This window comes from Bradyrhizobium rifense (genome assembly GCF_008123425.1).
Taxonomy (GTDB): Bacteria; Pseudomonadota; Alphaproteobacteria; order Rhizobiales; family Xanthobacteraceae; genus Bradyrhizobium; species Bradyrhizobium rifense.
Genome location: NZ_VSSS01000084.1, coordinates 1 through 25,115, shown reverse-complemented (window position 1 = coordinate 25,115; position 25,115 = coordinate 1). Strand labels below are relative to the sequence as shown.

At 60.8% G+C, this 25,115-nt stretch carries 27 protein-coding genes and 2 pseudogenes; 11 read left to right on the top strand and 18 right to left on the bottom strand.

From position 1 onward, the window contains the following. Positions 1-21: 21 nt before the first annotated feature. Both FXB40_RS42855 and FXB40_RS42850 read right to left on the bottom strand, forming a co-directional pair. Positions 22-504 (bottom strand): response regulator, encoded by a 483-nt coding sequence (locus tag FXB40_RS42855; protein WP_245344151.1) that lies wholly within the window; start codon positions 502-504, stop codon positions 22-24. Further along, positions 501-3,212: a PAS domain S-box protein gene (locus tag FXB40_RS42850; protein WP_148778270.1), complete on the bottom strand. Its 2,712-nt coding sequence runs from the start codon at positions 3,210-3,212 to the stop codon at positions 501-503. Before FXB40_RS42850 ends, FXB40_RS42855 begins: the two co-directional genes overlap by 4 nt. A 369-nt stretch (positions 3,213-3,581) precedes the next feature. On the opposite strand from FXB40_RS42850, the gene FXB40_RS42845 reads away from it, so the two are divergent. Beyond that, positions 3,582-3,764: a hypothetical protein gene (locus FXB40_RS42845; protein WP_246208310.1), complete on the top strand. Its 183-nt coding sequence runs from the start codon at positions 3,582-3,584 to the stop codon at positions 3,762-3,764. Here FXB40_RS42845 and FXB40_RS42840 read toward each other — a convergent pair. Beyond that, positions 3,761-4,876: an NAD(P)/FAD-dependent oxidoreductase gene (locus FXB40_RS42840; protein ID WP_187437525.1), complete on the bottom strand. Its 1,116-nt coding sequence runs from the start codon at positions 4,874-4,876 to the stop codon at positions 3,761-3,763. The genes FXB40_RS42845 and FXB40_RS42840 overlap by 4 nt on opposite strands. 137 nt (positions 4,877-5,013) lie before the next feature. Then, on the bottom strand, positions 5,014-6,519 hold the full coding sequence (locus FXB40_RS42835) for an FAD-dependent oxidoreductase (RefSeq protein ID WP_148778313.1): 1,506 nt from the start codon (positions 6,517-6,519) through the stop codon (positions 5,014-5,016). A gap of 159 nt (positions 6,520-6,678) precedes the next feature. Here FXB40_RS42835 and FXB40_RS42830 point away from each other — a divergent pair, with 159 nt between their 5' ends. From FXB40_RS42830 to FXB40_RS42820, 3 genes and pseudogenes are all read left to right on the top strand, one after another. Further along, positions 6,679-7,194, top strand: a complete 516-nt coding sequence (locus FXB40_RS42830; RefSeq protein WP_148778268.1) for a YciE/YciF ferroxidase family protein — start codon at positions 6,679-6,681, stop codon at positions 7,192-7,194. 70 nt (positions 7,195-7,264) lie between these two features. Then, the gene (locus tag FXB40_RS42825; RefSeq protein WP_148778267.1) at positions 7,265-7,780 is read left to right on the top strand and encodes an inorganic diphosphatase; all 516 of its coding nucleotides are present in this window, start codon (positions 7,265-7,267) and stop codon (positions 7,778-7,780) included. 415 nt (positions 7,781-8,195) lie between these two features. Continuing rightward, positions 8,196-8,393: pseudogene (locus FXB40_RS42820) on the top strand (DUF6496 domain-containing protein); the annotation flags it as partial. 98 nt (positions 8,394-8,491) lie between these two features. Here the strand turns inward: FXB40_RS42820 and FXB40_RS42815 are convergent. The 7 genes from FXB40_RS42815 to FXB40_RS42785 form a co-directional block, all read right to left on the bottom strand. Then, the gene (locus tag FXB40_RS42815; protein WP_148778265.1) at positions 8,492-9,892 is read right to left on the bottom strand and encodes a carbohydrate porin; all 1,401 of its coding nucleotides are present in this window, start codon (positions 9,890-9,892) and stop codon (positions 8,492-8,494) included. 146 nt (positions 9,893-10,038) lie between these two features. After that, positions 10,039-10,647 carry a cysteine hydrolase family protein gene (locus FXB40_RS42810; protein ID WP_148778264.1) on the bottom strand — a complete coding sequence of 203 codons (609 nt, stop codon included), beginning with the start codon at positions 10,645-10,647 and terminating at the stop codon, positions 10,039-10,041. Positions 10,648-10,649: 2 nt separating this feature from the next. After that, positions 10,650-11,006, bottom strand: coding sequence for a phosphatase PAP2 family protein (locus tag FXB40_RS49650; RefSeq protein WP_246208308.1), 357 nt, complete (start codon positions 11,004-11,006; stop codon positions 10,650-10,652). Positions 11,007-11,550: 544 nt separating this feature from the next. Then, positions 11,551-12,039, bottom strand: a complete 489-nt coding sequence (locus tag FXB40_RS42800) for a hypothetical protein (protein ID WP_187437519.1) — start codon at positions 12,037-12,039, stop codon at positions 11,551-11,553. Further along, positions 12,036-12,383, bottom strand: a complete 348-nt coding sequence (locus FXB40_RS42795; RefSeq protein WP_148778263.1) for a DUF3147 family protein — start codon at positions 12,381-12,383, stop codon at positions 12,036-12,038. The genes FXB40_RS42800 and FXB40_RS42795 overlap by 4 nt, the downstream gene beginning before the upstream one ends. Continuing rightward, entirely contained in the window at positions 12,380-12,985 is a 606-nt protein-coding gene (locus FXB40_RS42790; RefSeq protein ID WP_148778262.1) for a cupin domain-containing protein, read from the bottom strand. Before FXB40_RS42790 ends, FXB40_RS42795 begins: the two co-directional genes overlap by 4 nt. Next, the gene (locus FXB40_RS42785; RefSeq protein ID WP_148778311.1) at positions 12,972-13,547 is read right to left on the bottom strand and encodes a phosphatase PAP2 family protein; all 576 of its coding nucleotides are present in this window, start codon (positions 13,545-13,547) and stop codon (positions 12,972-12,974) included. The genes FXB40_RS42790 and FXB40_RS42785 overlap by 14 nt, the downstream gene beginning before the upstream one ends. A 423-nt stretch (positions 13,548-13,970) precedes the next feature. On the opposite strand from FXB40_RS42785, the gene FXB40_RS49645 reads away from it, so the two are divergent. From FXB40_RS49645 to FXB40_RS42765, 6 genes are all read left to right on the top strand, one after another. Beyond that, a complete protein-coding gene (locus FXB40_RS49645; RefSeq protein WP_246208307.1) occupies positions 13,971-14,150 on the top strand; it encodes a hypothetical protein in 180 nt (59 codons plus the stop codon). A 165-nt stretch (positions 14,151-14,315) separates the two neighbouring features. After that, a complete protein-coding gene (locus FXB40_RS50240) occupies positions 14,316-14,462 on the top strand; it encodes a hypothetical protein (protein ID WP_347339810.1) in 147 nt (48 codons plus the stop codon). Beyond that, positions 14,463-14,930: a cysteine hydrolase family protein gene (locus FXB40_RS50235; RefSeq protein ID WP_347339809.1), complete on the top strand. Its 468-nt coding sequence runs from the start codon at positions 14,463-14,465 to the stop codon at positions 14,928-14,930. Beyond that, positions 14,903-15,145 (top strand): hypothetical protein, encoded by a 243-nt coding sequence (locus tag FXB40_RS42770; protein WP_246208306.1) that lies wholly within the window; start codon positions 14,903-14,905, stop codon positions 15,143-15,145. The genes FXB40_RS50235 and FXB40_RS42770 overlap by 28 nt, the downstream gene beginning before the upstream one ends. 154 nt (positions 15,146-15,299) lie before the next feature. Continuing rightward, positions 15,300-15,455 (top strand): hypothetical protein, encoded by a 156-nt coding sequence (locus tag FXB40_RS48480; RefSeq protein WP_187437518.1) that lies wholly within the window; start codon positions 15,300-15,302, stop codon positions 15,453-15,455. A gap of 174 nt (positions 15,456-15,629) precedes the next feature. Then, entirely contained in the window at positions 15,630-15,974 is a 345-nt protein-coding gene (locus FXB40_RS42765; RefSeq protein WP_148778261.1) for a response regulator, read from the top strand. Here FXB40_RS42765 and FXB40_RS42760 read toward each other — a convergent pair. From FXB40_RS42760 to ku, 5 genes are all read right to left on the bottom strand, one after another. Beyond that, the gene (locus FXB40_RS42760) at positions 15,971-16,315 is read right to left on the bottom strand and encodes a response regulator (protein ID WP_148778260.1); all 345 of its coding nucleotides are present in this window, start codon (positions 16,313-16,315) and stop codon (positions 15,971-15,973) included. The genes FXB40_RS42765 and FXB40_RS42760 overlap by 4 nt on opposite strands. Before the next feature lie 619 nt (positions 16,316-16,934). Further along, positions 16,935-17,180: a hypothetical protein gene (locus FXB40_RS42755; protein WP_148778259.1), complete on the bottom strand. Its 246-nt coding sequence runs from the start codon at positions 17,178-17,180 to the stop codon at positions 16,935-16,937. A 184-nt stretch (positions 17,181-17,364) separates the two neighbouring features. Beyond that, a complete protein-coding gene (locus FXB40_RS42750) occupies positions 17,365-18,639 on the bottom strand; it encodes a hypothetical protein (RefSeq protein ID WP_347339808.1) in 1,275 nt (424 codons plus the stop codon). A 52-nt stretch (positions 18,640-18,691) separates the two neighbouring features. Further along, positions 18,692-19,705, bottom strand: a complete 1,014-nt coding sequence (locus tag FXB40_RS42745; protein ID WP_148778310.1) for an ATP-dependent DNA ligase — start codon at positions 19,703-19,705, stop codon at positions 18,692-18,694. A 26-nt stretch (positions 19,706-19,731) separates the two neighbouring features. After that, the gene (ku, locus tag FXB40_RS42740) at positions 19,732-20,577 is read right to left on the bottom strand and encodes a non-homologous end joining protein Ku (protein ID WP_148778257.1); all 846 of its coding nucleotides are present in this window, start codon (positions 20,575-20,577) and stop codon (positions 19,732-19,734) included. A gap of 71 nt (positions 20,578-20,648) precedes the next feature. Between ku and ligD the strand changes: the two are divergent. After that, positions 20,649-23,345, top strand: a pseudogene (gene ligD, locus FXB40_RS42735) (DNA ligase D). A 394-nt stretch (positions 23,346-23,739) separates the two neighbouring features. Here ligD and FXB40_RS42730 read toward each other — a convergent pair. After that, positions 23,740-24,132 carry an ATP-dependent DNA ligase gene (locus tag FXB40_RS42730; RefSeq protein WP_246208305.1) on the bottom strand — a complete coding sequence of 131 codons (393 nt, stop codon included), beginning with the start codon at positions 24,130-24,132 and terminating at the stop codon, positions 23,740-23,742. A 294-nt stretch (positions 24,133-24,426) separates the two neighbouring features. Further along, positions 24,427-24,642: a hypothetical protein gene (locus FXB40_RS42725; protein ID WP_148778256.1), complete on the bottom strand. Its 216-nt coding sequence runs from the start codon at positions 24,640-24,642 to the stop codon at positions 24,427-24,429. Positions 24,643-25,115: the final 473 nt, after the last annotated feature.

Sequence of the window (25,115 nt, the reverse complement as noted above, 5' to 3'; positions counted from 1 at the left end):
TCGACGCTGGACGCGGAGAAGCTAGGCTGGCCGCGCCAGCGATGCACGGACCACGCTCGTCAGGGAAGCCATAGTATAAGGCTTCGAGAGCCAGCCCAGCGGCGCGAACGGCTCGGCCCGCGTGCGGGTCAAGAAATCATCATGGGCCGTAGCAAAGACACAGCGCAAGCCAAGTTCGCGAAAGAGATCACCGGCTGCCTCGACGCCGTCGCGTCGGCCGGCCAAACGTATATCCATGATGGCAAGGGCCGGCTTCTGTTCCCTCGCCATCGTCAAGGCTTCCTCGGCGGTGGTTGCAATGCCGGTCACTCGAAAGCCGGCATCGAGCAACGCGGCTTCGGCCTGCATGGCAATCAGAAAATCGTCTTCGACGATCAGAACCGCGCGGGACTGATCAACACGATCGTTCGCTTCGTCGGCGGCGGGCGCCACTTTATCATCAGGCGGACGATCGGTCGGAGCAGCCAGCTCATGACTATCGGACATGCTCGGCTGCGTCATCATGCACCTCGCGATGCGCCGAAGCGAAGGGTAGCGCGCGAAGGCGACCGGCTCACGGTAAGCTCAGCATGGAGCTGGCGGGCAAGGCCAAGTACCAGACGCAGGCCCGACGAAGTTTGCCGCACCGCATTCAAGTCAAATCCGGGCCCGTCATCCTCGACATAAAGCTCGAACTGTCCATCATATTCAACAAGGCTGACGCGAATGCTGTCGGCGGCCGGATCGCTGATCCCGTGCTTGGCTGCGTTAGTCAGCAATTCATTGAGGATCAGGGCGAGCGGCATGGCAATATCATTGGATAGCGCACCGGTTGCCGACGTGCGCGTGATCTTGATTCCCGCTGGCAGCGTCTGCTGGATCGTTTCGACCACGGCGCCGAGAAACTCATCCGCGGCGAAGCTGGTCGCGTCGGTGGTGCCATAGAGAACACGCTGGGCAGCGGCCATAGCGGCGATCCGGCTACAGGCATCGTCGAGCACACGCCGGGCCTCCTCGCTCCGGGCGCTGCGGGCCGCCGTGTATAGGAGCCCCTGGAGCATCTGCATGTTGTTCTTGGTGCGGTGGTTGAGCTCATTGAGCAGCAGGCGCTGCTGCGTTTCGGCCTGCTTTCGCTCGCTCAAATCAACCAGCATATTGATGGCACCGGTGACTCGGCCGGATGCATCGAACAGGGGCGTCGGGAACGGGATGAAGGGAACGCGTGTGCCATCGGGCCGTTCGGCAACCGCTTCGACCCCGCGCACCGGACGGCCTTCTTTGAGGGCAATGGCCATCGGGCATTGATCATGCGGCAACGGCGTGCCGTCGGGAAGATAGAGGTTCCAGGTCACGCACCATTCGTCGCTGCCGAGCGACGGTGTCCGGCCGGCAAATTCGACGGCTGTCTGGTTGAAATAGGTGATCTTGCCGTCGGCATCGGTCGTATAGATGGCGGCCGGTATGGCGTCGAGCAATTCCTGCAACCGTTGTTCGCTCTCCTGCAATCTTCTTTCGGCGAGCTTGCGTTCGGTGATGTCGCGGGCGATCTTTGAGGCTCCAATCACGCGACCCATGCGATCGCGGATCGGCGAGATTGTCAGCGAAATGTCGACCAGACTGCCATCTTTGCGGCGACGCACGGTCTCGAAATGATCCACCCGCTCACCGGCCTTGATCTTGGCCAGAATTCGCGGCTCCTCATCCTCCCGGTCGGGCGGAATGAGCATCGTGATCGATCGGCCCACAACCTCATCCCGGCTGTAGCCAAACAGACGCCGGGCGCCATCATTCCAAGTCTGGATAATGCCGTCGAGATTCTTGCTGACGATGGCATCGACCGACGATTGAACGATGGCCGCGAGTTGCTGGGCATCGCGCTCGGCCAGGCGGCGGGCCTCTTCGCCAGCAAGACGCGCAAGGGCAAAACCGAGCAGCCGTGCCAGCGTGAGCGCCGTGTCGAGCTCGGACGGTGTGAAGTGGTGTGGCTCGCTATGGTAGGCCATGAACTTGCCGGCAAGCCGGCCATCCTGGACAATAGGCGTAAAGGCCGCGGCTTGAACGCCTTCATTGAGGATTGTCTGCTTCAGATCATCAGGCAGTTCGCTGCTGCCGACATCTTCGATGCAGACCGGCGTCGGCCTGATCTCACCGCGATCCCACGGGGAATGTCCTTCCACCCTCCTGCGGTAGGCTTCCGAGAGGTCGCGCCAGGCCACGAACCGCATGATGTCGGCCTGATCATACAGCAGGATCGAGGCGAGCGTGCAACCCAGCGCGCGCGTGATGGCATCAAGCGCGGCTTCGTGGACTTGCTCGGCCGTCTGGCAGTGCTGCAGCCTTTCCGAGAAGGCAAACAACGCGGCCTGCTCTTCCATGCTCCGGGCGAGCGACTGTTCGGCGCGCTTGCGGTCCGTAATGTCGTGCTGCACACGAACGGCGTAGAGAAAATTGCCGGCGACGTCGCGAATGCTCGATGACGTGACGGCCGCCCAGATATGTCCGCCATCCTTATGGTAGATGCGCTTCTCGATGCTGTAGCGATCGAATTCGCCCGCGATCTGGCGGCTGAATTGCGCGCGGTCCTCGGCAATATCTTCGGGCAGCGTCTCCTCGAAGATCGTTCGTCCCAAAAGCTCGGAAGCCGTATATCCGGTCAGCCGGCAAAGCTGCTGGTTGACCCGTAGCATGCGGCCGTCGCGATCGATTTCGACGATGCCGGCGCCGACATGCTCATAGGTGGCGGCAAGTCGTTCATCGCGGGCCTGCATCCAGTCGTCGGAACGGGCGTCGGACATTTCGAGTCGGCCGCCGATGCGCTCGTGAAAGCAGTTGATGGCCCCGGCCAGGACACCGTCCTCATCGAAGACCGGCGCAATATGGATGGTGACCCAGACGTGTGAGCCATCGGGCCTTTCCAGGCGACCTTCGAGGCCACGGACCGGAGCGCCGGTCCGCAGCACTTTGGCCATTGGCGTCTGCTCGCGCGAGATCGGCCGTCCATCAAGGAAGAGCTTGTAGGAGCCGCAGAAGAGTTCGCTATTGTCGCCAACCCGCGGCGCGCGGCCCCACAAATCCGCCGCGCGTGAATTGAACCACAGAATGCGCCCCTCCGCGTCACAGGCGTGGATCGCGATGGGAAGCTGCGCGAGGAAAGCGGGTGACGGGCTTTGTAAACCGAGCGCTGCGAGCGGCTCGAGACTGTCAAGATCGACCGCCGTCTGCTGAATATTCATAAGTCTCATCCCCCGCGCCAGGACCAAGAGGGGTGCGGCACCATTGTTTTTCCTGCCCCTGGGTCGCCTTGGCCGGTTGGTTCCCGACTCCGCGAAACATGGCTAAACGCCCGGCCGAGATCAGAAGTTCCTAAATCGGGTCTTCCGTACGGCACACGCGAGGACAGACCATTACGCCACGATAAGCGGAGTCGCTGGGGCTTGCTCTCCGTCTTTCGTCTTAGGCGCCGAGGCAAGCTTCCGCCGATGGTTCACTTCACAACAACGGCTTCATGGCGAAGGACAGAACGGTGGAGGAACGACTGGGCATCCATGAGCGTGGCTTGTTGGATATGCCGGAGGAGGATCAGATGGACAGCGAAGACGCCTATGGCAAAAGTGAAGGACGTTTCGGAAGGCGTGCGTGAGACCGCCCGCACTGTGCGGCAAAGCCCGGAAGAAGGGCAGCCGCCAGGCCAGGCGCTCGCCTTTCTGCGCGACGTGGTGCGAGAGGCGCCGCTGCCCTCGCTACTCGTCGCCTTCATGCTAGGCAGCCTGATCGCGCGCCGTTAGCCAGGAATATCGCGGTCAATCGCAAGATCATTGAGCAGGGGCGAAGAGCCCCCGGCAAGCAACGCAGCCAGAAGTTCCGCCGCGAGGAAACTAAAGGTAATTCCGTTGCCGCCATAGCCAAAGGCGGCGAAGATATTCTTGCAGCCGGGCACCGCGCCGATTAACGGCAGGCCGTCATGGGTGGTATCGAAAGCGCCCGACCAGGTGAAGTCGACCCGGTCCGAGGCCTGCGGCCAAAGTGCCTTCAGATAATGCTTGAGCGCAGCAATCTTTGCCGGCGTTGCGTCATTGCGAGCATCAGGCTCGATCAGCGCATGATCATCCTCGCCACCAAGGATGATGCGGCCATTAGCGGTAGTCCGCGCATAATGATAGTTCCGGCTCGCTTCCCAGATCAGCACCTGCTCTGGCCACAGATTGCCCGGCTGCCGCCGGGTCGCAATGGCCCAGCTGGAAGCCGGTTGGGCTGTGGGCTTCACGATGTCGGGTATTACATAGCCGGTCGCGAGCACGACACAGCGCGCCTCGATCGAAAGCCCGCTTTCGAGGCCGACGGTTACGCTCCGGCCCGCGCTATCAAAGGCAACCGCATCAGCCTTGAGAAGGCGGGCGCCGCGCCGAAGCGCGATATCAAGCAGGCCATGCGTGAGCAGCACCGGATCGGCGTCAGCCGCGTCCCCTGACAAAAGGGCGTCCGCCCGCGCGATGCCAAAGCGCTTCAGAAGCGCGGCATGATCGAGATAGCGGGATGGCAGATCGGCGCGGTTTCTCAGCGCGTATTCATCCTGAACAAGCTTCGGACTGTCATCGACAGCGAGATAGAGCGAGAGACGCGGACGCATCTGGCACGCAATTCCCTGATGCGCAACCAGGGACAGGAGGCCTTGCGCGGCATGGTGGCTGGCCCGATAGCAGCGCACGGCTTTCTCGAAGCCGTAGAGCTGCGCGAGTTCGAACAGTGGCCGGTCGATTTCCCAGAGCAGCATGGCGGTGCTGGCCACCGTGCTGCCGAGACTGGGAAGCTCGCGATCGATAATGACAACTTGGCGGCCTTGCCGTGTCAGACGCTCGGCCACCAGCGCGCCGGTGATGCCAGCGCCGATGATCAACACCTCGCATCGAAAGCTGTCAGCTATCGGTTCAATCGGCGGCGGCGGCAGGACGGCCCACGGTGCGCGCGGGCTGCGCAGATCGTCCTGCTCGATGTCATCATTTTTGAAGATGGAACGCTCCCAGGTGCCTTGACCCCCTAGACCTTCACCGGGCGCAAGGCCGACACGGCCGGTGCATTGATCGGCTGTCCGTTGGGGGCAAAGATCGAACCGTGGCACGGGCAGTCCCAGCAGCTCTCAAAGCTATTCCAGTGCAGATGACAGCCGATATGGGTGCAACTGGCCGAATGAAGATGCAGTTCGCCGGCCTTGTCCTTGTAGGCGGCGATCTTTTCGAGTCCCCGCCGCAGGATAGCGCCCTCACCCGGCTCAAGCTCTTCGAGGGAAGCGATTTCACCCGGTGCCACGTATTCCGCAAGATTTTGCAGGATCGTCATGTTCTCGCGTAGGAAGTTCCGCGCCGCTGCGAGCGGCTTGCGATCCGGCGCATAGACGGGCTTCCAGGGATGATCTTCGCCCAGAATGAGCGCCGTGTTCAGCATCGCGCCCATCACGCCATGGGTCAGACCCTGGCCTGAATCTCCCATCGCGAGGTAGATGCGCTCGCTGCCGGGCTCGCGGCCGATGAAGCCGGCATAGTCGATCGTATCGAGAACCTGACCCGACCAGCGATGGGTGATGCGGCCCAAAGCCGGGATCAGGTCGCGTGCCCAGCTTTCCAGCCGGGCAAAGCGTTTGTCGGCGTCGTTGGCCTCGCCGCTTTTATGGTCTTCGCCGCCGACAAGGACGAAATCATGATCGTCTGGGCCGGTTTGCAGCCGTACATAGTGGTAGGGATCTTCGGTGTCCCAATAGAGCGCATCGGGAAGTTCGCCCCGTTCAATGTCGAAAGCGACGACATACGTGCGATAGGGAGCCACCTTCGTGTGCAGTTGAAACCGATCGGCGATGGATGCGTTGGTCGCGATCACGGCGTGGCTGGCCGTGACCTGCCCTTGCGATGTTCGCAGCGTGACGGCGCCGTCCTGCTCGGCAACTTCTTCCACTGGACTGTTGGCAAAGAAACGAACGCCGCCGCTCTCGCAAACGGCCGCAAGTCCGGCGAGATATTTAAGGGGGTGGAATTTTCCTTGGCGTGGATATTGAAGGACATGCCGGTTCTCGCAGCCTTTGAGGGGCACGCCGACCAGCCGGTGAACGGGAGCGCCGACCTCGCGCACCGCTTCCAGCTCCTCATCGAATATATCGGCCGGCATGCCGTTGTCTTGAAAAAGATAGCCGTTAGTACGGAGGAAGTCGCAGGCAATATTCTCGCCGGCCTGGATGTCCTCGATCCGGTCGACGGCGGCAGCCTGACTTTCGTAGAACAGCTTGGCGGCATCGGCGCCGCGCAGCTTCTTGAATTCGCTCATCAGATCATCACAAAGCGGCGCAAGGTGCGCCGACGTGCGCGCCGTCATACCGCTTGCGATGCCTTTGCGATCAATGACGACGACTGACCGGCCGCGCTTCATGAGTTCGTACGCCGTCGAGAGCCCGGCGATGCCGGAGCCGACCACGGCGACATCGCAGCGCACATCGCCTTTAAGCGCTCCCGCTTCCGGCAGGATCTCCGTCTCCATCCAGAGCGAGGTGCTGACCATATTGAACTCCACCCAAAGAGGCAAAACGCGGGCTCTTTGCGCGGGTTCCTGCGGACGCGCGAGACACCACGTCATCATCCTCCCGGCCGGCTGCGGCGTTGTCGCATAGGAACCGGCACGCTGAGCGTGCGTTTCCCGCTTTAGAGCGAGGAGTAAGCCGTGGGACTATTCACCAAAGACATCAAGACGATGGACGACCTGCTGCTGCATGGCTTACAGGACATCTATTATGCCGAGCAGCAGATCACCAAGGCCTTGCCGAAAATGATCGACAAGGCCACCAACCGTGATCTGGAAACCGGCCTCAAGAATCATCTCGAGGAGACCAACAAGCAGATCGAACGGCTTGAGAAGGTCTTCGAGAAACTTGGCCAGTCGCCAAGCGGCACGCAATGTCCCGCCATCGACGGCATCATCAAGGAAGCCGACGAAACGGCCGGCGACATCGAAGACAAGACGGTGCTGGACGCGGCGATCGTCGCCAACGCGCAGGCGGTCGAGCACTATGAGATTTGCCGCTATGGCACACTGATCGCCTGGGCGCAGGAGCTTGGCCACGACGATATCGTTCGCTTCCTGACCACGAACCTCAACGAAGAAAAGGCGGCGAACACCAAGCTCAACACAGTCGCGTTGCGCAAGGGCGTCAACAAGAAGGCCTCCACCGCCACCTGATTCCCGGCAGGGCCCGACGGATCGATTTCCGTCGGGTCCGCTGCTCCTTTCGAGGCCCAAGTCATCCGCCATGACCAATCTGACGAAACTGCCGAGCTGGGCCGACAACGATAATATCTTTGCCGTGGTCGAGACGCCGCGCGGCAATTCCTGCAAGCTCGAATTCGATCCGAAGCTCGGTGCTTTTGCTCTGGCGAAGCCGTTGATGGCGGGCCTGACCTATCCCTACGATTGGGGTTTCATTCCCTCGACCAAGGCCGAGGATGGCGATCCACTGGATGTGCTGATCCTGCACGACGCGCAAACCTATCCCGGTGTTGTGCTACGCTGCCGGCCGATCGGCATTCTCGAAGTCGAGCAGAAGAAAAAGGGCAAGAGCGAGCGAAACGACCGCATTTTTGCGGTGCCGGACCGGTCACCGCTCGAAACGGATCTCAAGGACATCCGCAATCTTCCATCGCATGCGCGCGATGATCTCGAACAGTTCTTCCGGGCAACGAATGCGCTGGAGAACAAGGAGCTGAAGTTTCTCGGCTGGCATGGGCCAAACCGTGCGACCAAGACCATCAAGCGTCTGGCCCGCTGAGCTGCTCTCTCAGCCATCGCCTGCGCACGGTTCCGCCATCGCTAGTGATTACAGCGTGTATCTTGCTGGTCCGCCGCGCGGCTAAGCTGATCGCGTTGGTGTGGCGACAAATCTCGATGGCGCGGGCAAATTCCAAGGTACAGCTCCGCGCATCTGACATAGCACGCGCTGAATGGGATGACCGCATAGGAACGCCGCCGGACGCTTCATGGTTGATGGCGTGGAGAACCTTGATCGATGCGCCGCACCAGAACTCAGCTGAAGCAACAGATGTCCGACCGAGTCCGCCGACGCAGTTGGCGGCTCAGTACCGAGGAAGACGACGAAGGCATCGAGGATTGGATGGTCGGTGGGGGTGACAACCCGTCATCTTGACCACGTCTGTCGTTATCCGAATATGGAAAGGGAGAAACCTATGGCAAAGAAAGCAAAGAAGAAGCGTCGCACCTCGAAGAGCTCGGGCTCGGAGGTTAAGAGCGAGATGCGACGGTACAAGAAGGGGACGGCCAAAAGTGGCCGTGGCGGAAAGGGCGGCAAGGTCAAGAGCAAGAAACAGGCAGTCGCGATCGGCCTTTCCAAGGCCCGCAAAAAAGGCAAGAAAGTTCCCAAGAAGAAGTAACAGGGCACAGTCATTGCGCGGTCACGCGTCATTCGGGCCGTCTCGACGTTTCCTGTTCCTGCAACGCGTGGCGCCAGGTTTACAGGCACGGCCTAAAACTTCATGGTCGTTCGCAGGCCAAGAACCGTCGCATTGTGAAGAGCCTTGCCGGGCGTTGCGCTTGAAGGGTTGGTGGCACCTCCGCCCGGATGGATGATGTATTGAAGATTGGGCTGTAACGTCCACCCGTCCCTGATCTGATATTGATACACGGCTGTCAGTAGGCCCTCGAAACTCCGCGTCGGCCAGGCGGGATCGACGAATGTGCGATAGTCGGCATCCAGCCTCTGGGCGCGTTTCGACACATGCGCGTAGCCGGCGGCGATTCCGAACTTGTCGTCCGGACGGCGGTCGTCGAGTCCGATGAATTCGATGCCGGCGTCGGCGTAGCGATCAATAAGATTGCGGTCGGCAGGCGCACCCGAGATACGCGCAAAGATGCCGATGCCATGGTCGTCGCTTTTCGACACACGATAGAGCTTTTGCTCGAATACCATCCAGCCGCCGACATCACCGGACAGGAGCAGAGGTTCGCCGCTGCTAACAGGTGAAGCGAGTGAGACGCCATTGGACGCCAATCTCTGATCGGCGAAAGACCCAAAATGACGCCAGCCGCCAAACTTGATCTGGCCGGCCGGGTTCGGATCGCCCTTTGTGTTATTCCAGGCATACTGGATCTGGCCGAGCAGCAGGGGCGGATCGTTGACGCGGAAGTTGACGCCATACCGGTTACGCTCCTGCGGATCGCCGGGGCCGGGCCCAGCCTGATCGCCATCGAAGATGCCGCCAAGAACGGACAATTGCTCAGTGACATTCACCAGAAGTCGGGCTCCCATGGCAGCCAAGGGAGGCGACGGACCGCCGCTTGGCAAATCAAGCGAGGTGATAGCCGGCCAGCCCATCGAGGCGTTTGTCAGCACGTCGGTGTATTTGGTATTGAAGAACTCGCTGTCGGCCGCGAGTTGCCCCACTTTGATTGAGACTTTCTTGTTGCCCCACTGCTTTTCAAAGTACGCCTCGTAAAGACGCGTAGACGGCAACGCCTCGATTCCGCTGACCACAAAGTAATTCTGTAGACTGCCGCGCGACAACCCGCCGCCATGAATCTGGAACATGTTGGCATGGAATGTCAGCTGGTCGAGGCCGGCGAGCTTTTGCAGGTCTAGGTCCACGGCGAGGTTCAACCGACCTTCGTAGACAGAACCCTGTTTCAGTCCGCCGGAAGGGTTGCCCAGCACTTCGCCGATATAGGTGGCCGCGAATTTGACGCCGTATTTTTGGAAAGGGTTGGGAAGGAGACCCAGCGTCTTTTCCTCCACGGTACTTTCGCCCGTATCGGGATCGGCCGGCTTATCGTCGTCGGTCTTCTTGTCTTCCTGGGCAGCCGCTGCCCCCGCCGCCAGCAGCGCGGCTGCGAGAAGCAATTGGTAAAGGCGCCTTTTGGTACGGCTCACAGTTTCGATCCTGATTGGCGGGACGCCCGCCCATCGGGCCATGTGATCGGCTTCAATTCAAGCCCGTTGATCGAAGTGTTTGCTTTGCAATCGCAAGTCTAACCTATGTTAAGCGCGCCCAAAAGTTCCCTCGTACGCCTGCGCGCTCAGTCATCGACCGCCCAACTCGCTAGAATGCGGTCAACCGATGCCACCTCGATTTGCAGGCTGAAGCGCTTGGTATAGAGATCGAGCAGGGCGTCGTGGCTCTCATCGGACGAGCTGCATAGCGCGTCTTCGGCAAGGATCACGCGATAGCCGATATCGACCGCGGCCAGCACAGTGGCCAGCACACAAACATCAGTCTCACCGCCGGAAACGATCAGCGTATCCACCTGATGCCCGTCCAGAAAGCCTTGCAGCCGGCCATTGGCGAAAGCGCAGTAGGTTTGGCGGTCGATGACCGTGGCACGCGGTACGAAGCGCAGCAGGGCCGGCATCAGCTCCAGCAGCGCCGGATCGACCCTATCACGTGTCACGCATTCCCATTTCTCGTAATAGGCCTTCCAGACGCCGCGCGCCTCGGCCTTGTTGCGGACGGGTATGAATCGCGTGAAGACGGTACGCTGCGGCGCGTGTGCAATCAGCCTGACCGCCTCGGGTAGCGCACGCTCAAGCCAAGGCGTTGCCCATGGAGCACCGGGCGCGAACAATCCTTGCATGTCGATGCAGAGATGGACGGCATGCGGGCCAGGCGGTGAGAGCAACTGCCCCATGACTAGCGCGACCTTCCGAAGCCGGTCAGCCGCCGCATCAAGTGATCGAGAACAGCGCCGATCGCCAGACCCGCGATCACGTCGCTTGCCCAGTGCGCGAGCAAAACGATGCGCGTCGAGACGAGAACTGCACCGACGGCCCAGACGAGGTTTCTCCTGGCCGGCGGCAGTTCGTTCGCGGCGGAAGCAAGGGCTCCGACATGCACGGCATGGCCTGAGGGAAACGCATCAAGCGCCTTGCCCGAGAGCGGAATGCCATGAAGATGGCCGCGCACGGTGCGGCGATCGGGCCGGACCTGATCGAGCTGCGTTTTCAAAAGGTGAGGCAGCAGAACTGCCGCTAACGTCGTCAGCAGCACATGATCGCTTGCCCGTCGCTGCGCGGGTGGCTTGGAGCGCGACCAGAGCCACCATCCGACAGCTTGCGCCGTCAGAACATGTCCATCAGCTCCCCAGGTGATGATCGAAGATACGTCTTCGGGCACGGGCCCGGTGTTGCGCGCGATCGCACGCGCGAGCGCAGTGTCGGCGGGTAAAGGGTGCACGCGTATTGTCATCGATAGCCTTGAGCTCCTTTCCCCGATTGGCCTGCCCTCCCATAAAATAGCGATTGGCAAGCGGAGCAGGTCGTCTCGGTCTCTCAATCAACAGCCGCGAAAACCGTTCCCAGCGAGGAACTGTGCGGCGGACGGTGGCGTTGAAAGCGTGGGACAGATGATTGGAGGAAAGAGCCATGGGTTTTGGACGAGGCGCATTGTTGTGGTTGCTGGGCATCCCGCTGCCGATCATTCTGCTGCTGGCGATCTTCTGGCACCATTAGGCTGGCGAGCCGCGTCCCAATACGGTGGCTTTGCGAAAGGGCATCAACGCGAAGGCCTCCGACGCGGCCTGACGGCTGCCATCTCAGAAGGGCCGGCTTCGCTTTATCGCGGGCCGGCTTTTCGCGCGAGCAGGCGAACTCCTGGATAACCTTGCTTTGCGGCGCGCGAACCAGGCTGCGACCGAAACCGCGAGCCACGCCAGTGAGGCGCCCGCGAATGCGCCTGCGACGCTTTGTTGGACCAGCAGCGAGAAGAGCCCGGCGAACGCCAGCATACCCAGCGCTCCGAGCGCGGCGCCAGCGGCATCCAGTGCGGCGGCATGTCGTCCGCGACGCGTGCCATCGAGACCGGCCTCCCGCATGCGGCGGATCTCATGTTTTTCGATGAGCGTGGCGCTGGCGCAGAAGATTGCTGGCAAAGCCAGGAAGAGGCCGCCGATCGAAGCCCCGTACCAAGTGCTGACCAGGCCGGTGAAGACCGTCGCCGCCCCGCCCAGCACGAAGCGGACCACGTACTCGTACCACCGCCCCTCCCGCAGCGACGACGGCGAAATCTTGATCGGCGTGCTCATGCCTGACCTCCCGCGACCGCCCACAGGCCGAAGGCCGCGGTGAGCCACACGGCGATCGAGAGCAGCGTAGCCGGCAGAGCGCGCATGCGCGCCCGGATCAAGAGCTGGCACACCACGACGCTGTAGACCGCGAGCGCAACGGCGCCGGCCATCATGGAGTGGGTCTGGACGGCTGCGTAGGATTGGCCGTGCCGATAGATTGCGATGCCAAGAGTGGCGAGCGCGACCGAGGGCGCGGCTCCGAACAGGCCGGCGAAGCTCTTGGGCCTCAGCACGTCTCCGAGCATCGCGAAAGCCGACACCACGGCGCCTCCGACCAGAAATCGAACGACGTACTCGCTCATTTGGATTTCTTCCACAACCTTAAGAGCGGGCCGTCTGCGCCATACACCGGATCCTTGCGCGGGACCGGCACCTTTGGAATCCTCTGCAGAGCTTTCGGACGGTCCTCGACCTCCGTGCACTCGTCGTAGGTGCCGACGGGCGGATAGGCACCGACGACGAGGAAGTCGTCCTCCTCAGAGAGGCATTGATGTCCCGTGCCGGCGGGGAGAATCGCGACGTCACCGGCCTTCAGTGTGAAGATCCGTCCCTTGTTTCCGCCGAAGCGGACGCGCCCTTTGCCGCGCGCGATCCCGAGCACCTCGTGAATTCTCGAATGGTAGTGAACATAGTCGTAGATGCCGTTGCGCCAGCTATCCCCCCAGCCATTGGCTTCGAACAGGTCTTCGAGCACCGCCGCCGGGTCGTGCCGCTCGTCGATTCTAACGGCGCTTCTGTACAGTGTTAGCGGCCACCGCGGGTGGTTGGGTACAAGGCCGTCATCCCTAAATCGGACCACATGCGGCTTCCTTGGATGAGGCAGTTCGGCAGCCTGACGCTTGCCCGGACGATGAAGGCCGGTGGCGCGTTCCGCGTACTCCTTAAGGTCCTCAAGTATCGGCATGATCTGTCTCCTTGATAGGATAGCCGGTCCATAAGCGAAGCATCCGTTCGAGTGCCGCGCCAAGCGCGAAGCCGGCGACGACGTCGCTGGCCCAGTGCGCCAGCACGACGATGCGCGTCAGACAAAGGCCTACCGCCAGCACCCGTATCGCCCGGCGGGGCCCAGCCGGCAGCGGGCCCGCCGCCGATGCCAGCGCTCCCATGTGCAGTGCGTGTCCCGACGGAAAGGCATCTTTGCGCTTGCCGGAGAAGGAGATCCCGTGAACATGCCCCAACACCGTCTTCCGGTCTGGACGCGTTTGGTCGAAGACCGACTTCAACACGTGCGGAAGCACGGAAGCCGTCGCGGCCACCAGCACAGCATGATTGCCGGCGCGGCGCAGCGGCTCTCCTTGCGTGCGCGACACCACCCAACCTACGGCCGCCAAGGCCAAAAGGATTTTTTCGTCGGCGCCCCACGTCAACCCGCGGGCGACCGTTTCCGTACGATGGTTGGTCTTGCGCGACACCGCCCGCGCGATCGTCTTGTCGATCTTGGTCGGTTTCACGGTGAGAAGGGACATCGATCCTCTGATGTTCATTGGGGAATCCTATAACGCGCGGCAGTTCTCAAGGTGCCAAGCGTTCGCGCGGAGGAACGGCCACTAGTCGCCCCGTCGACGGTCATGTCCGGATCTCTCGCCACCTATATCGGCAGCATCGCCGCCCTTCTTGCCTCGCTTTCCTACATTCCGCAGGTGAGGAGACCTGGCCGCGCAATTCCAAGGACGATCTCTCGCTCGGCATGCTGACGGCCCTGATGCTGGGCCTCGGCCTTTGGGCCGTGTAGGGACTGATCCGGGAAGATTGGGTGGCGGGTTACGACATAGGTCCCGGACAGCTCGGCGAGAACATCACCACGGCTGGCCTGGACCTCGAGCGGATGCCGCTCGGCACGCGCATCGCACTCGGGCCTGAGGCGGTCGTCGGGCCTCCGGACGCCCTGCGTGCTCATCGACCGCCTCAAAGACGGCCTGAAAAGGCAGGTCGTGTCGTCGGCCAAAACCGGCCCTGCATTCAGATGCGGCGTCCTGGGCCTGATGCGAGCCGGCGGACAGATGGCGGCCGGCGACCGTGCGCGCGTCATCCTGCCCGACGGAGATCAGAAACGGCTTCCTTCGCTGTAGCCCTTCGGCAAACGGAGGAACGAAGCCTCTACACCACCGTTAGGGCTGGCTTGAGGATAAGCCCATGACGAAGGGGTGACGAACTCCGCTACGGCGCTCCCCCGGAACGCAGTCCATTTCTGCGTCGACATGTAGCGGATGTTCGCTTGAGGTACGGATTGGACGATGCCGTGGTTGCCGCGCGTCCTGCCGAACGTCGTCGCGATCACCTCCGCCCATCCCGAGCGGACAATCTTCACGCGTTTCATTCCGGCGCAAAGCCCAGGCCAGGGCGCCGGCATGTGGCGGCGGTATTACGAACGCTGGAGTTAGATGACCATCGACCGGCTCGGGCCGAATATGGTCGACCTGGTGCCGGAGCTCGCCCGCTTCGTCCCGCCCGCGCGCACTTTGGACAAGTACGTCTACTCGCCTTGGACGGGGAGCGGGCTTCATGCGCAGCTTCGCGAAGCCGGCATCGAAACGGTCGTCGTCACGGGCGGCGAAACCGACGTCTGCGTCCTCGCGACCGTACTGGGCGCGGTCGACTGGGGCTTCCTCGTGATTCTCGTCGCCGATGCGCTTTGCAGCTCGGCAGACGAGACGCATGATTCCATGATGAACATCTACATGAACCGGTTCGGACAGCAGGTGGAGTGCGTTACGAGCGAAACGCTTCTCGGGAACTGCCCGCCCGACGGCCGGGTCAGGCCCCTTCCGCTGCAGAACCTCGTGCCGAAGGAGACCGGAAAGGGCGAGCCGGTTTCCAAGGAATGGTTCGACAAATTCCTACAGAACTGACCGACAAGTTCGGCGGGGCGACGAGCTACATCCGCGCCCCGGCAGATGGCCTGTGGCGCAGCGGCGACACGACCGAGCGTGACGACATCGCGGTCGTCGAGGTCATCGTCGGTAAACTCGCACCCGAATTCCGGCGGTCCCTCCGCGAGAGGCTCGAACGGGAGCTCTTGCAGGAGGAGATCGTCATCCGCGCCCAGGAAATCATGGCTCTCTGAATCCTTCAGGCCCGTCTTCGCGCGCCAGGTTTGCGGATCGGATCCAATCAGGAGGAAAGCCATGCTTCACCACCCACGCGTGAGAGCCAATTCACACTCGACGGCGGCGAAAGCTGCAACGGCTGGCATAGTGGCTTTCAGAGGAGACCGAACCATGGAATGGACGGCTAAGGCGCTGGCGCGCGCGACCGGCACGGACACGGACCTCGATGAACTCAAAATTGGTCGCGATCTTCTGTGGAGCAGGATGCTTTTGTCCCTGGTGGCAGCCATGGCCTTCGGCCCGGACGTCTGGGGGCTCCTTTTCTGAGCGATTGCGCCATTCGGGGCGACGGATTGGGGTGCACGAGGACATTGGACGGCCTTGGCCAATTATGGTCACACGACTATTTCTACGCGCAAGGACGCGAGTCCGCTCTGAGCCATGTCAAATTGCATAGCTCGGGATGTTGTAGTTAGGTAGAATGCGCTTGGGGGCAGCGTTATGGCATCTGTGCTTCTGATCGAAGATGAATCGCTCATACTTATGATGATTGCGGACATGCTGGTCGAGCTAGGGCATAGCGTCGCTGGCGAAGCTAACGATTTGGAGAATGGGCTTTTGCTCGCTTCTGCGCCGGGCGTCGATGCCGCCATTCTCGACATACAGCTTGGCGCACATAGTTCTGACCGTATCGCAGAAGCGCTGCAACGCAAAGGCGTCCCCTTTGCCTTTGCGAGCGGATACGGGGCGGACGGTCTACCTGAAGGATTTAAAGGTTATCCGGTCCTTGAAAAGCCGTTCCAAATTGAGGAGCTTGAACGCTGCTTAGCCTCTCTGTTGCGCTAACAAACGCCAGTAGTCTGTTGCATCACGCGGGCGAGGTCCTCTTCAGTGAACGGTTTCCTGAGCATCGGGAAGCCATCTCGCCTTCGCTCGCGGCCCGATAGCTGAAGAACTTTGAGCGTCGGACGAATGCGCGTGGCACGCTCAGCTAGTTCATGGCCATCCATGCCGGGCATGTTGATGTCGGTGATCAAGATTGAAATGTTTTGGTGGCGCGTCAATGTTTCCAGAGCTTCATCGCCGCTGCGCGCGCATATGACCTCGCAGCCAAAGTCATCGAGCATGGATGCGACCACGACGAGAACGGCAGGGTCATCATCAACGACGAGAACTGTGTGACTCATTGAAGAACCTCTGAGTCTTAACGGGCGTGCGGTCCGCAGGTTCCGAGACCCCCGATCCGTCTATGTTGAGGGTCAGTTTATGGCCCATCTCTCGGAGCTCCCGGCTGGCGCCGGTAGTGTCCGCTCCCGGCCGGAAGTAAGTCAGCCGGATGCCGAAGGCCGCTCACGACCCCATTGCAGACATTGCAGGTCTAAGTCTCAGCCGGTCCACCACCAGAAATGCATACGCAGCCTTGCAGGCTTTGTTGCCGATCCGGGCCGGTATCGGTCCTAAGCGGGGCAGTCACGCTCCGCGCCTCCGTGCAGACATAGGAGATGAAGATGTCGCTGTTCACCGTCAGTGTGTGCTTCTGCGCTCCCGGAAAGAGCTGGCGTCAAGGTACGTCTCGAGACGTCGCCAGCATGACGAAGGCGACCCAATGGTGATGGCGGTTCTCGCAAACCTTGAGTTCGACGAACGCGCTGAACTTGTGCACTTTATCCATGTGGGAAGTGTGAACGACGAAGAACCCTAAAGCCTTCTGTGAGGACACGTTTCACCAAAGTTGCCTGGAGCTCGTCCATGCGCGCCAACCAATCCGATCGGGAGCCCGTCCCCGGCTTCGCACGCCAGCATCTCCTACCGGCTGATGACAACGACTGTTTGGATGAGCTGCCCTTGTTTTAGCCGAATCCAAGGATCGCCCTCACGGGATAGATCGCCCATGGCATTCAGAAGTTTCTGGCAGGACGGAGCGACAAAGACATGCGCGCGAATGCGCCTGCGAGGTTCGGCCAAAACATCCATGCGCTCTTCGGGCGCGACAAGCTGATTGCCTTCGGTTCGCCCAGCCCGAGAAGAGTTGCCGCCTTTAGGTTCGATCATTTGTCACGACAGGCATCCAACTCCATTGTCGTTAGGCACTTGGGCCAAAACAATCGCTTTCCACCCGCGCTACGGCAGCCACGTTTCTTCGCTCATCTGAGATTGAGCACCAGCATGCGCCTAAAGCAGATTCTCCGTTCTCTTTGGGCACTTTCCGGCAGACCCGCTCGTTCGACGGCGCGCGTTACCGCGGCCCCAACGCGCGGTCATGCTCAATCCACCACATAGCTATCGCGCTGCTCTGCGCGTCCCAAATCGCAGTTGGAAGGTCTGGGACAGCTATGCGGACCGCGAAGCCGCCGGTGTGGACATCGTGACACCACTCTATCGCGGCGAAGTCGAAACCAAAGCTTCCGGCATGACGCATCGGGAAGCCTGCGCGACCGATATCGTCGCTCATCTTCGATGCAGCCTGCCTTGCTCCACGTTCGTCCAACGGACGCCTACACGTCAGCGTGAAATACAGTCCGTGGACGAAATCCAACTCCGCCGTCAGGTTGCCGAGCACTTTGCGGAAATGCCGAGCCGTACGCCGGCCATTCCGAAGCATCGCAGCCACTCGCTTGGCCGAGAGGGATCGGTACGCTGTATTTCCGACATAGGGCGGGAAGTGCGCCGGAAGCGCGGCGCCGCCGAGCAGCCTGACGGCTTTCCGCATTTCCTCGGCCAGCTTTCCGAGACGAGAAGAGCACCAGGTGTCTTTCTTGCGACAACGAACGAACGTCGTCGAGCCGAGTCTTCCGTATTCCGCCCCCAGCGAATCCAGCTTGGTATGGCTTCGCACCATCACTACTGGCACCCCGTCTCTGCCGGCTTTCTGCAAGGCTCTCCGAACCCGGCTGGATCCTCCATAGAAGCAAGTGGTGTCGAAGATGCAGAGGTCGAACTGCGACCAGGAAGAGCGCAGGCATGCTTCGAAATCTTTGGCCAATGCACAAGACTCCAGAAGCAGGATACGGTGTGGCGCGTTCGGCGCTGGCTTGCCTAAAACTGCACCTCCCGGGGGAATGACGTTCAGGTAACGTGCATATCCTTGGATAAACTCCAAAGTCTCGCCATACGTCCCCGGCAGCACGACCATGTCGGCTCGCAGGAAGACGTGCGAAAGCGCCAACATCAGGCCCGAGATGGAAGCCATGCCCGATGACGTGTAGATGGTCTCGCAGCTTATGTCGTCACCAAGATCGTAGAACGACGGGCCAGCAACGTTGAGATCGGCCCGCTGGTAGTCGTATCGAAACTCGAACGGGCTATCGGAAGATTTCCTGCGATGCGACCATGCGGTTTCGGTCGTTGTCCAATCTTTCAGATCATGCTGAGCTCTGATGGCGGCCGTGAGCTTGAACTTGAGGGCGATAACTTCATCGATCGACTGCGGGGGCGGCGAAGCGAGAGGTCGATCTAGACAAGCGTCCAGCAGCCGAAGTTCTTCGTGCTTGCGACGTAGATAGGTATCCATGGTCTCCATGATATGCCAACGTCCGGCCTCGAGCTTGGCTCCTATTTCGGACCTATAGGGCCAGTGAATTGATCAGTTTGCGGGCTACTTTCTGCTTCACCTGCTCCATCGTGCACTGTGCGGGCTTCTTGTCGGATCGCCATCTCAGGATGGAGGTACCATGCCGAAATCGTCCTCCCGTGAAGTGATCGTAGGATACCTCGACGACGTATCTTGGCTTGACTGGCACCCACTCCGAAGAGCGTTTGGCCGACCAGCGGCTCGGACCACCTGGCGCATTGCCTGTGAAACTTCGCTCCTGTTGGACGGCTTCCAACTTAAAAGTAAGCGCGGCTTTGTCCCTAGCTTTGATGCCAGACGAAAATCCCACGTGATGCAGCAGGCCTTCGTCATCGTAAAGCCCGAGTAGCACCGAGCCGACGACCTTCCTACCGGATGTGAGCTTCTCGGCATAACGGAAACCGCCGATCACGCAGTCCGCGCTGCGGTACTTCTTTATCTTCTGCATGCCTTCGCGATTGCCCGCCTGATAGGGCAGATCCAGACGCTTTGCGATCACGCCGTCGCTACCGCCGCCCGCCGAAGCCAGCCAGCCCTGAGCGTCTTTCAGTTCGCGCGTGGCAGGCGAGAGCCGAAACAGCGTCGCATCCGAAAACCGGCGCTTCGCGAATTCTTCCAATAAGGGCCGACGCGCGGACAATGGTTCCGGCGCCACGTCTTCTCGACCCGCCTTCAGCAAGTCGAATGCCAAGTACATAGCTGGCGTCTCCGAAGCCAGTTTCCTCACGCGGCTGGCGGCCGGATGGATGCGCTGGAGTAGATCGTCGAACGAAAACTGGCCATCGATGGGTACGACGATTTCGCCGTCCAAGACGAAACGTTTCGCACGCAGAGAGCGCGCAGCCGAGACGATCTCAGGAAAGTATCGGGACAGCTCCTGACCAGACTTGGAGCGCAAGCAGACTTCCTCGTCGTCACGACTCAAGAGGCAGCGAAAGCCGTCCCATTTCGGTTCGTACTGCCACTCCGGGCCTTCCGGAATGGCGTCGACCGAACGCGCCTCCATGGCGGCGAGGGAGGCCGAGCGTTTCGTCATGCGGCCTTGCGCCCGCGGCCGCGCGATCCGGCGCGCTTTCTTCTGGCCGGCTTCATCTTTGATTTCTTGCGGCCGAGGCTTTGTTTCAACGCGTCCATCAGATCGATGACGTTGCTTTCCTGCTCTTCGGCCTCAGGTACCTCGATGGTCTTGCCGGCCGCCTTGCGCTTGACCAGCGCCTTCAGTGCGGTTTCGTACTTGTCCTTGAATTTGCTCGGATCGAATTTCGAAGCGTTGGTATCGAGGATATGCGCAGCCAAATCGACCATGTCCTTGGAGACCCGCGGACTGGGAATGTCGTCGAAATAGTCGTCCTCGTCTCTGAGTTCGTACGGATAACGGAGTGTGGTGCCGAGCAAGCCCTTGCCGAAAGGTTTCAGCGCGATGACGTGCTCCCGGTTCGAAAGTACCACGCGAGCGAGCGCCACCTTTTCCTTCCGCTTCATGGCGTCCCGGATCACGACGAAGGCATCCGCGCCCGCCTTTCCGTTGGGAACGATGTAGTAAGGCTTGTCCAGATAACGCTCGTCGATATCTTCGGAGGGCACGAAGTCGTCGATCTCTATGGTATGGGTGCTTTCGATCTTGACGGCGTCGAGCTCGTCCTCCTCGATCTGCACATAGCGCCCCTTGGAGAGTTCGTAACCCCGCGCCTTGTGTTCCTTGTCGACGACTCGGCCGGTCTCCTCGTCCACCATCTGCTGCTTAAGCCTATGGCCCGTCTTGGTGTTGATCTGGTGGAAGTGGGTTTTTTCCGCTTGCGTGGACGCTGGGTAGAGCGCGATTGGGCATGTCACCAGCGATAGCTTCAACGAACCCTTCCAGTATGCGCGCGGCGCCATGCCTTTGTCCTCCGGTTGAGGAACTTTAACGGACCGGGGAACTTTCTGTTCCGAGTGTCTGGAGGTGGAGTATGGTCAAGAAGCTGCTCGCGAAGTACCGCGCGAAACGCGATTTCACCAAGACGGCCGAGCCAAGCGGCCAAGCTATAGTCAAGCAGTCGCCGGAGCTGCGTTTCGTCATCCAGAAGCATGCGGCTTCGCATCTGCACTTCGACCTGAGGCTCGAACTGAACGGGGTGTTCAAATCCTGGGCCGTCGCCAAGGGTCCCTCCCTCGACCCGCATGACAAGCGGCTCGCGGTCGAGGTCGAAGACCATCCTCTGGACTACGGGGACTTCGAAGGCACCATCCCGAAGGGTCAATATGGCGGCGGCACCGTCATGGTTTGGGACCGCGGCTATTGGCGATGCGAAGATGCGGAACGCGCGTACAAGAAAGGCAAACTCGACTTCGTCCTTGAAGGCGAGAAGCTGAGGGCGGCTGGATTCTGACGCGCATGCGCAACCGCGAGGGCGATAAGCGCATCAACTGGCTTCTGATCAAGCATCGGGACGCGTCCGCCCTCGAAGGGAAAAAGAATAAACTCTTGGAGGAGCAGGATGCGTCGGTCGCATCGGGCCGCTCGATGGACGCGATTACGGCCGGCAAAGGCCGCGGACCGAAGCCGTTCGTGACCGCGAAAAGAGCAAGGGCATCGGCCAAGGCCGAATGGACGTCGCACCGTGCGGCTGCGACATCTTCCCCTAAGAAGCGATCCCGGTTGGCCGCCCGATCGAAGCGGTCGACCACGAAGAAAGCGGCCAAGAAGAAGCGACTTTCGTCCGACGCGCACATGCCGCCCTTCGTTGCGCCGCAACTGTGCACTTCGGTGGAGCGTCCGCCGGCGGGCGGAGGTTGGGTCCACGAAATTAAGTTCGACGGCTATCGCATCCAGATGCGGGTCGAGAATGGGACGGTCGCTCTGAGGACCCGCAAGGGGCTGGATTGGACCGCAAAGTTCGGCGGCGCCATTTCTTCGGCTGCGGAAGCTTTGCCAAATTGCATCATCGACGGCGAGATCGTCGCCCTCGATCATCGCGGCTCCCCGGACTTCGCCGGGCTTCAAGCCGCGTTGTCCGAGGGGAAGACCGCCGATCTGATCTTCTTCGCCTTCGATCTCCTTTTCCACGATGGGAAGGATCTGCGGAGAGAAGGTCTTTCGGATCGAAAGAGCGCCCTCGAGCGGATGATCGAAAAGGCCTACGGAAAAGATCAGACCGCAATCCGATACGTCGAGCACTTCGAGAGCGGGGGCGACGCCGTTCTCAAATCGGCCTGCCGGATGTCTCTGGAGGGCATCGTCTCGAAGCGAGCAGACGCCCCGTACGTTTCGAGCCGTAGCGACAGCTGGACCAAAGCAAAGTGCCGCGGCGGGCATGAAGTGGTCATAGGCGGTTGGAACAGCAACGGCAGCCAGTTCAGGTCGCTGATGGCTGGCGTCTACCGCGGCGACCATCTGGTCTACGTCGGCAACATCGGCTCCGGCTTCGGGGCCGACAAGGTCCTGCCCCTGATGTCCGCGCTCAAGGCCGCAGCCTCGGAGAAGAATCCTTTCGGCGGCAAGGATGCTCCCCGCAACAAGGCCGGAGTGCACTGGCTCAAGCCTCGGTTGGTGGCCGAGATAGAATTCGCAGGCTTCACAGGCAGCGGCATGATCCGGCAGGCGGCGTTCAAGGGGCTGCGCCAGGACAAGCCCGCCGAGGAGGTCGAGGCCGAACGGCCTGCGCCATCGGACCACACCCAGATTGCGATGCCTGCGGTCACCCGGCCGCGCAGGGGAGCGCGAAAGTCCGTCGCTCCCGCCAACGGAACGGTCATGGGAGTGCCGCTCAGTCGTCCCGATAAGATACTCTGGCCGGATGAAGGCGAAGGAGCTGTCACCAAGCTGGATCTCGCACTCTATTACGAAAGCGTGGGCGCCTGGATGATGGAACACCTGAAAGGTCGTCCTTGCTCCATCATTCGGGCCCCCGACGGCATCGGGGGCCAGCGGTTCTTTCAGCGCCATGCGATGAAGGGCGGCTCGACTCTCCTTGAAGAGGTCTCCGTCTCGGGCGATCGCAAGCCCTACGTCCAGATCGACCGCATCGAAGGGCCTTGCCGCCGTGGCGCAAAGCGCCGGCGTCGAACTGCACCCATGGAACAACCAGCCCGGCGACCTCGCCCTTCCCGGCCGTCTCGTCTTCGATCTCGATCCCGCACCGGACGTCCCCTTCGACGCCGTGGTCGACGCCGCGAAGGAGATGCGCGATCGCCTGGCCGACCTGGGCTTGGTCTCATTCTGCAAGACGACCGGCGGCAAAGGGCTGCACGTGGTCACGCCCTTTTCGCGACCTCGAAAAGGGCAGAAGCTCACCTGGGCGGAAGCCAAGCAATTCGCGCGCGAGATCTGCGATCGAATGGCCGTCGACAGCCCCGACCGCTTCCTGATCAACATGAGCAAGGCCAAGCGCACCGGCAAGATCTTCCTCGACTATCTGCGGAACGATCAGTTCTCCACCGCCGTGGCGCCGCTTTCCCCTAGGGCAAGACCGATTGCTCCGGTTTCGATGCCAGTGCGTTGGTTGCAGGTGAAATCAGGTCTGGATCCGGCGCGATACACGACAAGCACGGTGCCCGAGATGCTGGTGCGATCGAAGGCTTGGCAGGACTATTGCGATGGCGAGCGATCGCCGTGGGAAGCAATCGAGAGACTTAGCAGACATGGGCATTCGCGACGGGCAGCCTGAAACTGCGATCCAAAGCGTATTCGGAGAAAAGGGCTTCCACGTTTTGGCCGTCATGCTGCAATTCGGCCCTGCATCCCAATGCCCTACAACCAGAGCAGATCATCGAGGCGGTCAAAGCGGGCACTAACCGCCGTTTGCGCCGCTCACGCGACTGCGGCCTCACCGCGCGAAGAGGATGGTGAAGAGCAAAGAGGAATCTTCGATGCTTTTCACGAATGCCTTTCGTTCCCCGGGAGATAGGTCCATTTTTGGCTTCCAATCAGGCACTGTGTGCTGTGTTTCGGCGCGGGGTCTCGACCATGATCGGCGTGGGGGTCACATCATCCCATTTAGCGAAATCAATGGATTGAAGGGGTCCCGACGGTGCCGATGGGGGTCACTATTCGATCAGCATTCACAGTCTCGAACGGCGCGACGAACATGCCGTCCGGCCGGCGCGCAACAGCCGCGCCAGATTGGATTTGCGCATCGACAGCGGCAGCTGGCGCAGATCCTCGCCGAGCGCGAGCACATCAAAGGCGTAGAGCTGCACCTCGGAATCGTGTTTGCGCGAGTGCAGCGCGTTGAAGTCGGAGACGCCGTCGACGCCGAGTACTACGGCTTCGCCATCGATGACGAAATGCTGCTCGCGGTTCTTCAGCGCGGCCTGGACGATCCAGGGGAAGCGCTTAGTCCAGTCGTGGCCGTTGCGGGTGAACAGCCGCACGGTCTTGCCCTGGCGCTCAACGCGCAGGCGGTAGCCGTCATACTTGATTTCGTGGATCCAGTCGGGCCCAACAGACGCCACCTTGGGCGGGGCTCGGCAGGCTGAATTCGAACGCGGTACGCATGGTGCGGAAATAGGGACCCGCGGCCCATAAGAAAGGGCCGCCCTGCGGCGGCCCTGTTCGAAGTCTGAATGCTTCGGTCAATAACTCGGTGAACTAAAGACCAGCCTCGAATGAAAATAGCTAGGGATCTAAAAACTCCCGCCGGGATGACGGCATCAAACCATCGCTTTGTTTCAGGAGTATTTCGTGGCTGATGTTCCGCCGCAGGAACTATCCTAAGCTGCATCGCGCACGGTAGCGACAGTTGAAGCTCAATCGCAAAGTGAATTAAGCGCAGCGTTCAGTGGTGTTGTGGCTTCTTCGATGATCTGCACGTTTGCACGAATGCCCGCCCGATGGAGCTTCAGCAAACCCTGCGCAAGTTGCCGAAGGTCATTTCGGGCCGGTCCGGGGGGAAGCTCGCGCGCCCGGCAAAGTATGTCCGCAACCTGCACCATGATCGGCATTTTAGGAGTTCGAACTTTCATTGCTCGCTCTTGGGCGTAAAGGTCGCCACCTGACGCGTCTCTTGCCATAGCTCTATCGCGTGCCCGTCGACCAATCGCTTAGTGCATCGAATGGCCTCGTCGTCGTCGCCGCAATTAATCTCGATACGATTGGCAACGTGGCCATTATCGTCAATGACGTAGGCGTAATATCCCCAAGGCATGGTGGACCTATTTCGGGCTTTGCGCGCCGGACGACTTTAGCCAATCGTTCATGTGAGAGGCGGTTTCTGCCTGTCGTGCACGGCGCAAAAGCAGTTCCCGCGCCATACTGCCGACCGGCTGCTCTTCGGCCGCGTACCTATATCGTGCAGCCTCTTGCGCTAATCGCTCTTCAAATGTCTCTTTGTGTTTGATCCGGCGGCGTACCTGGCCCATAGCGAACCCCTCTCATAAGCTGCTCACGGACCGTTTTTATCCTTCCAGAATTGATTGTGTCTGTACGCCGGATGACT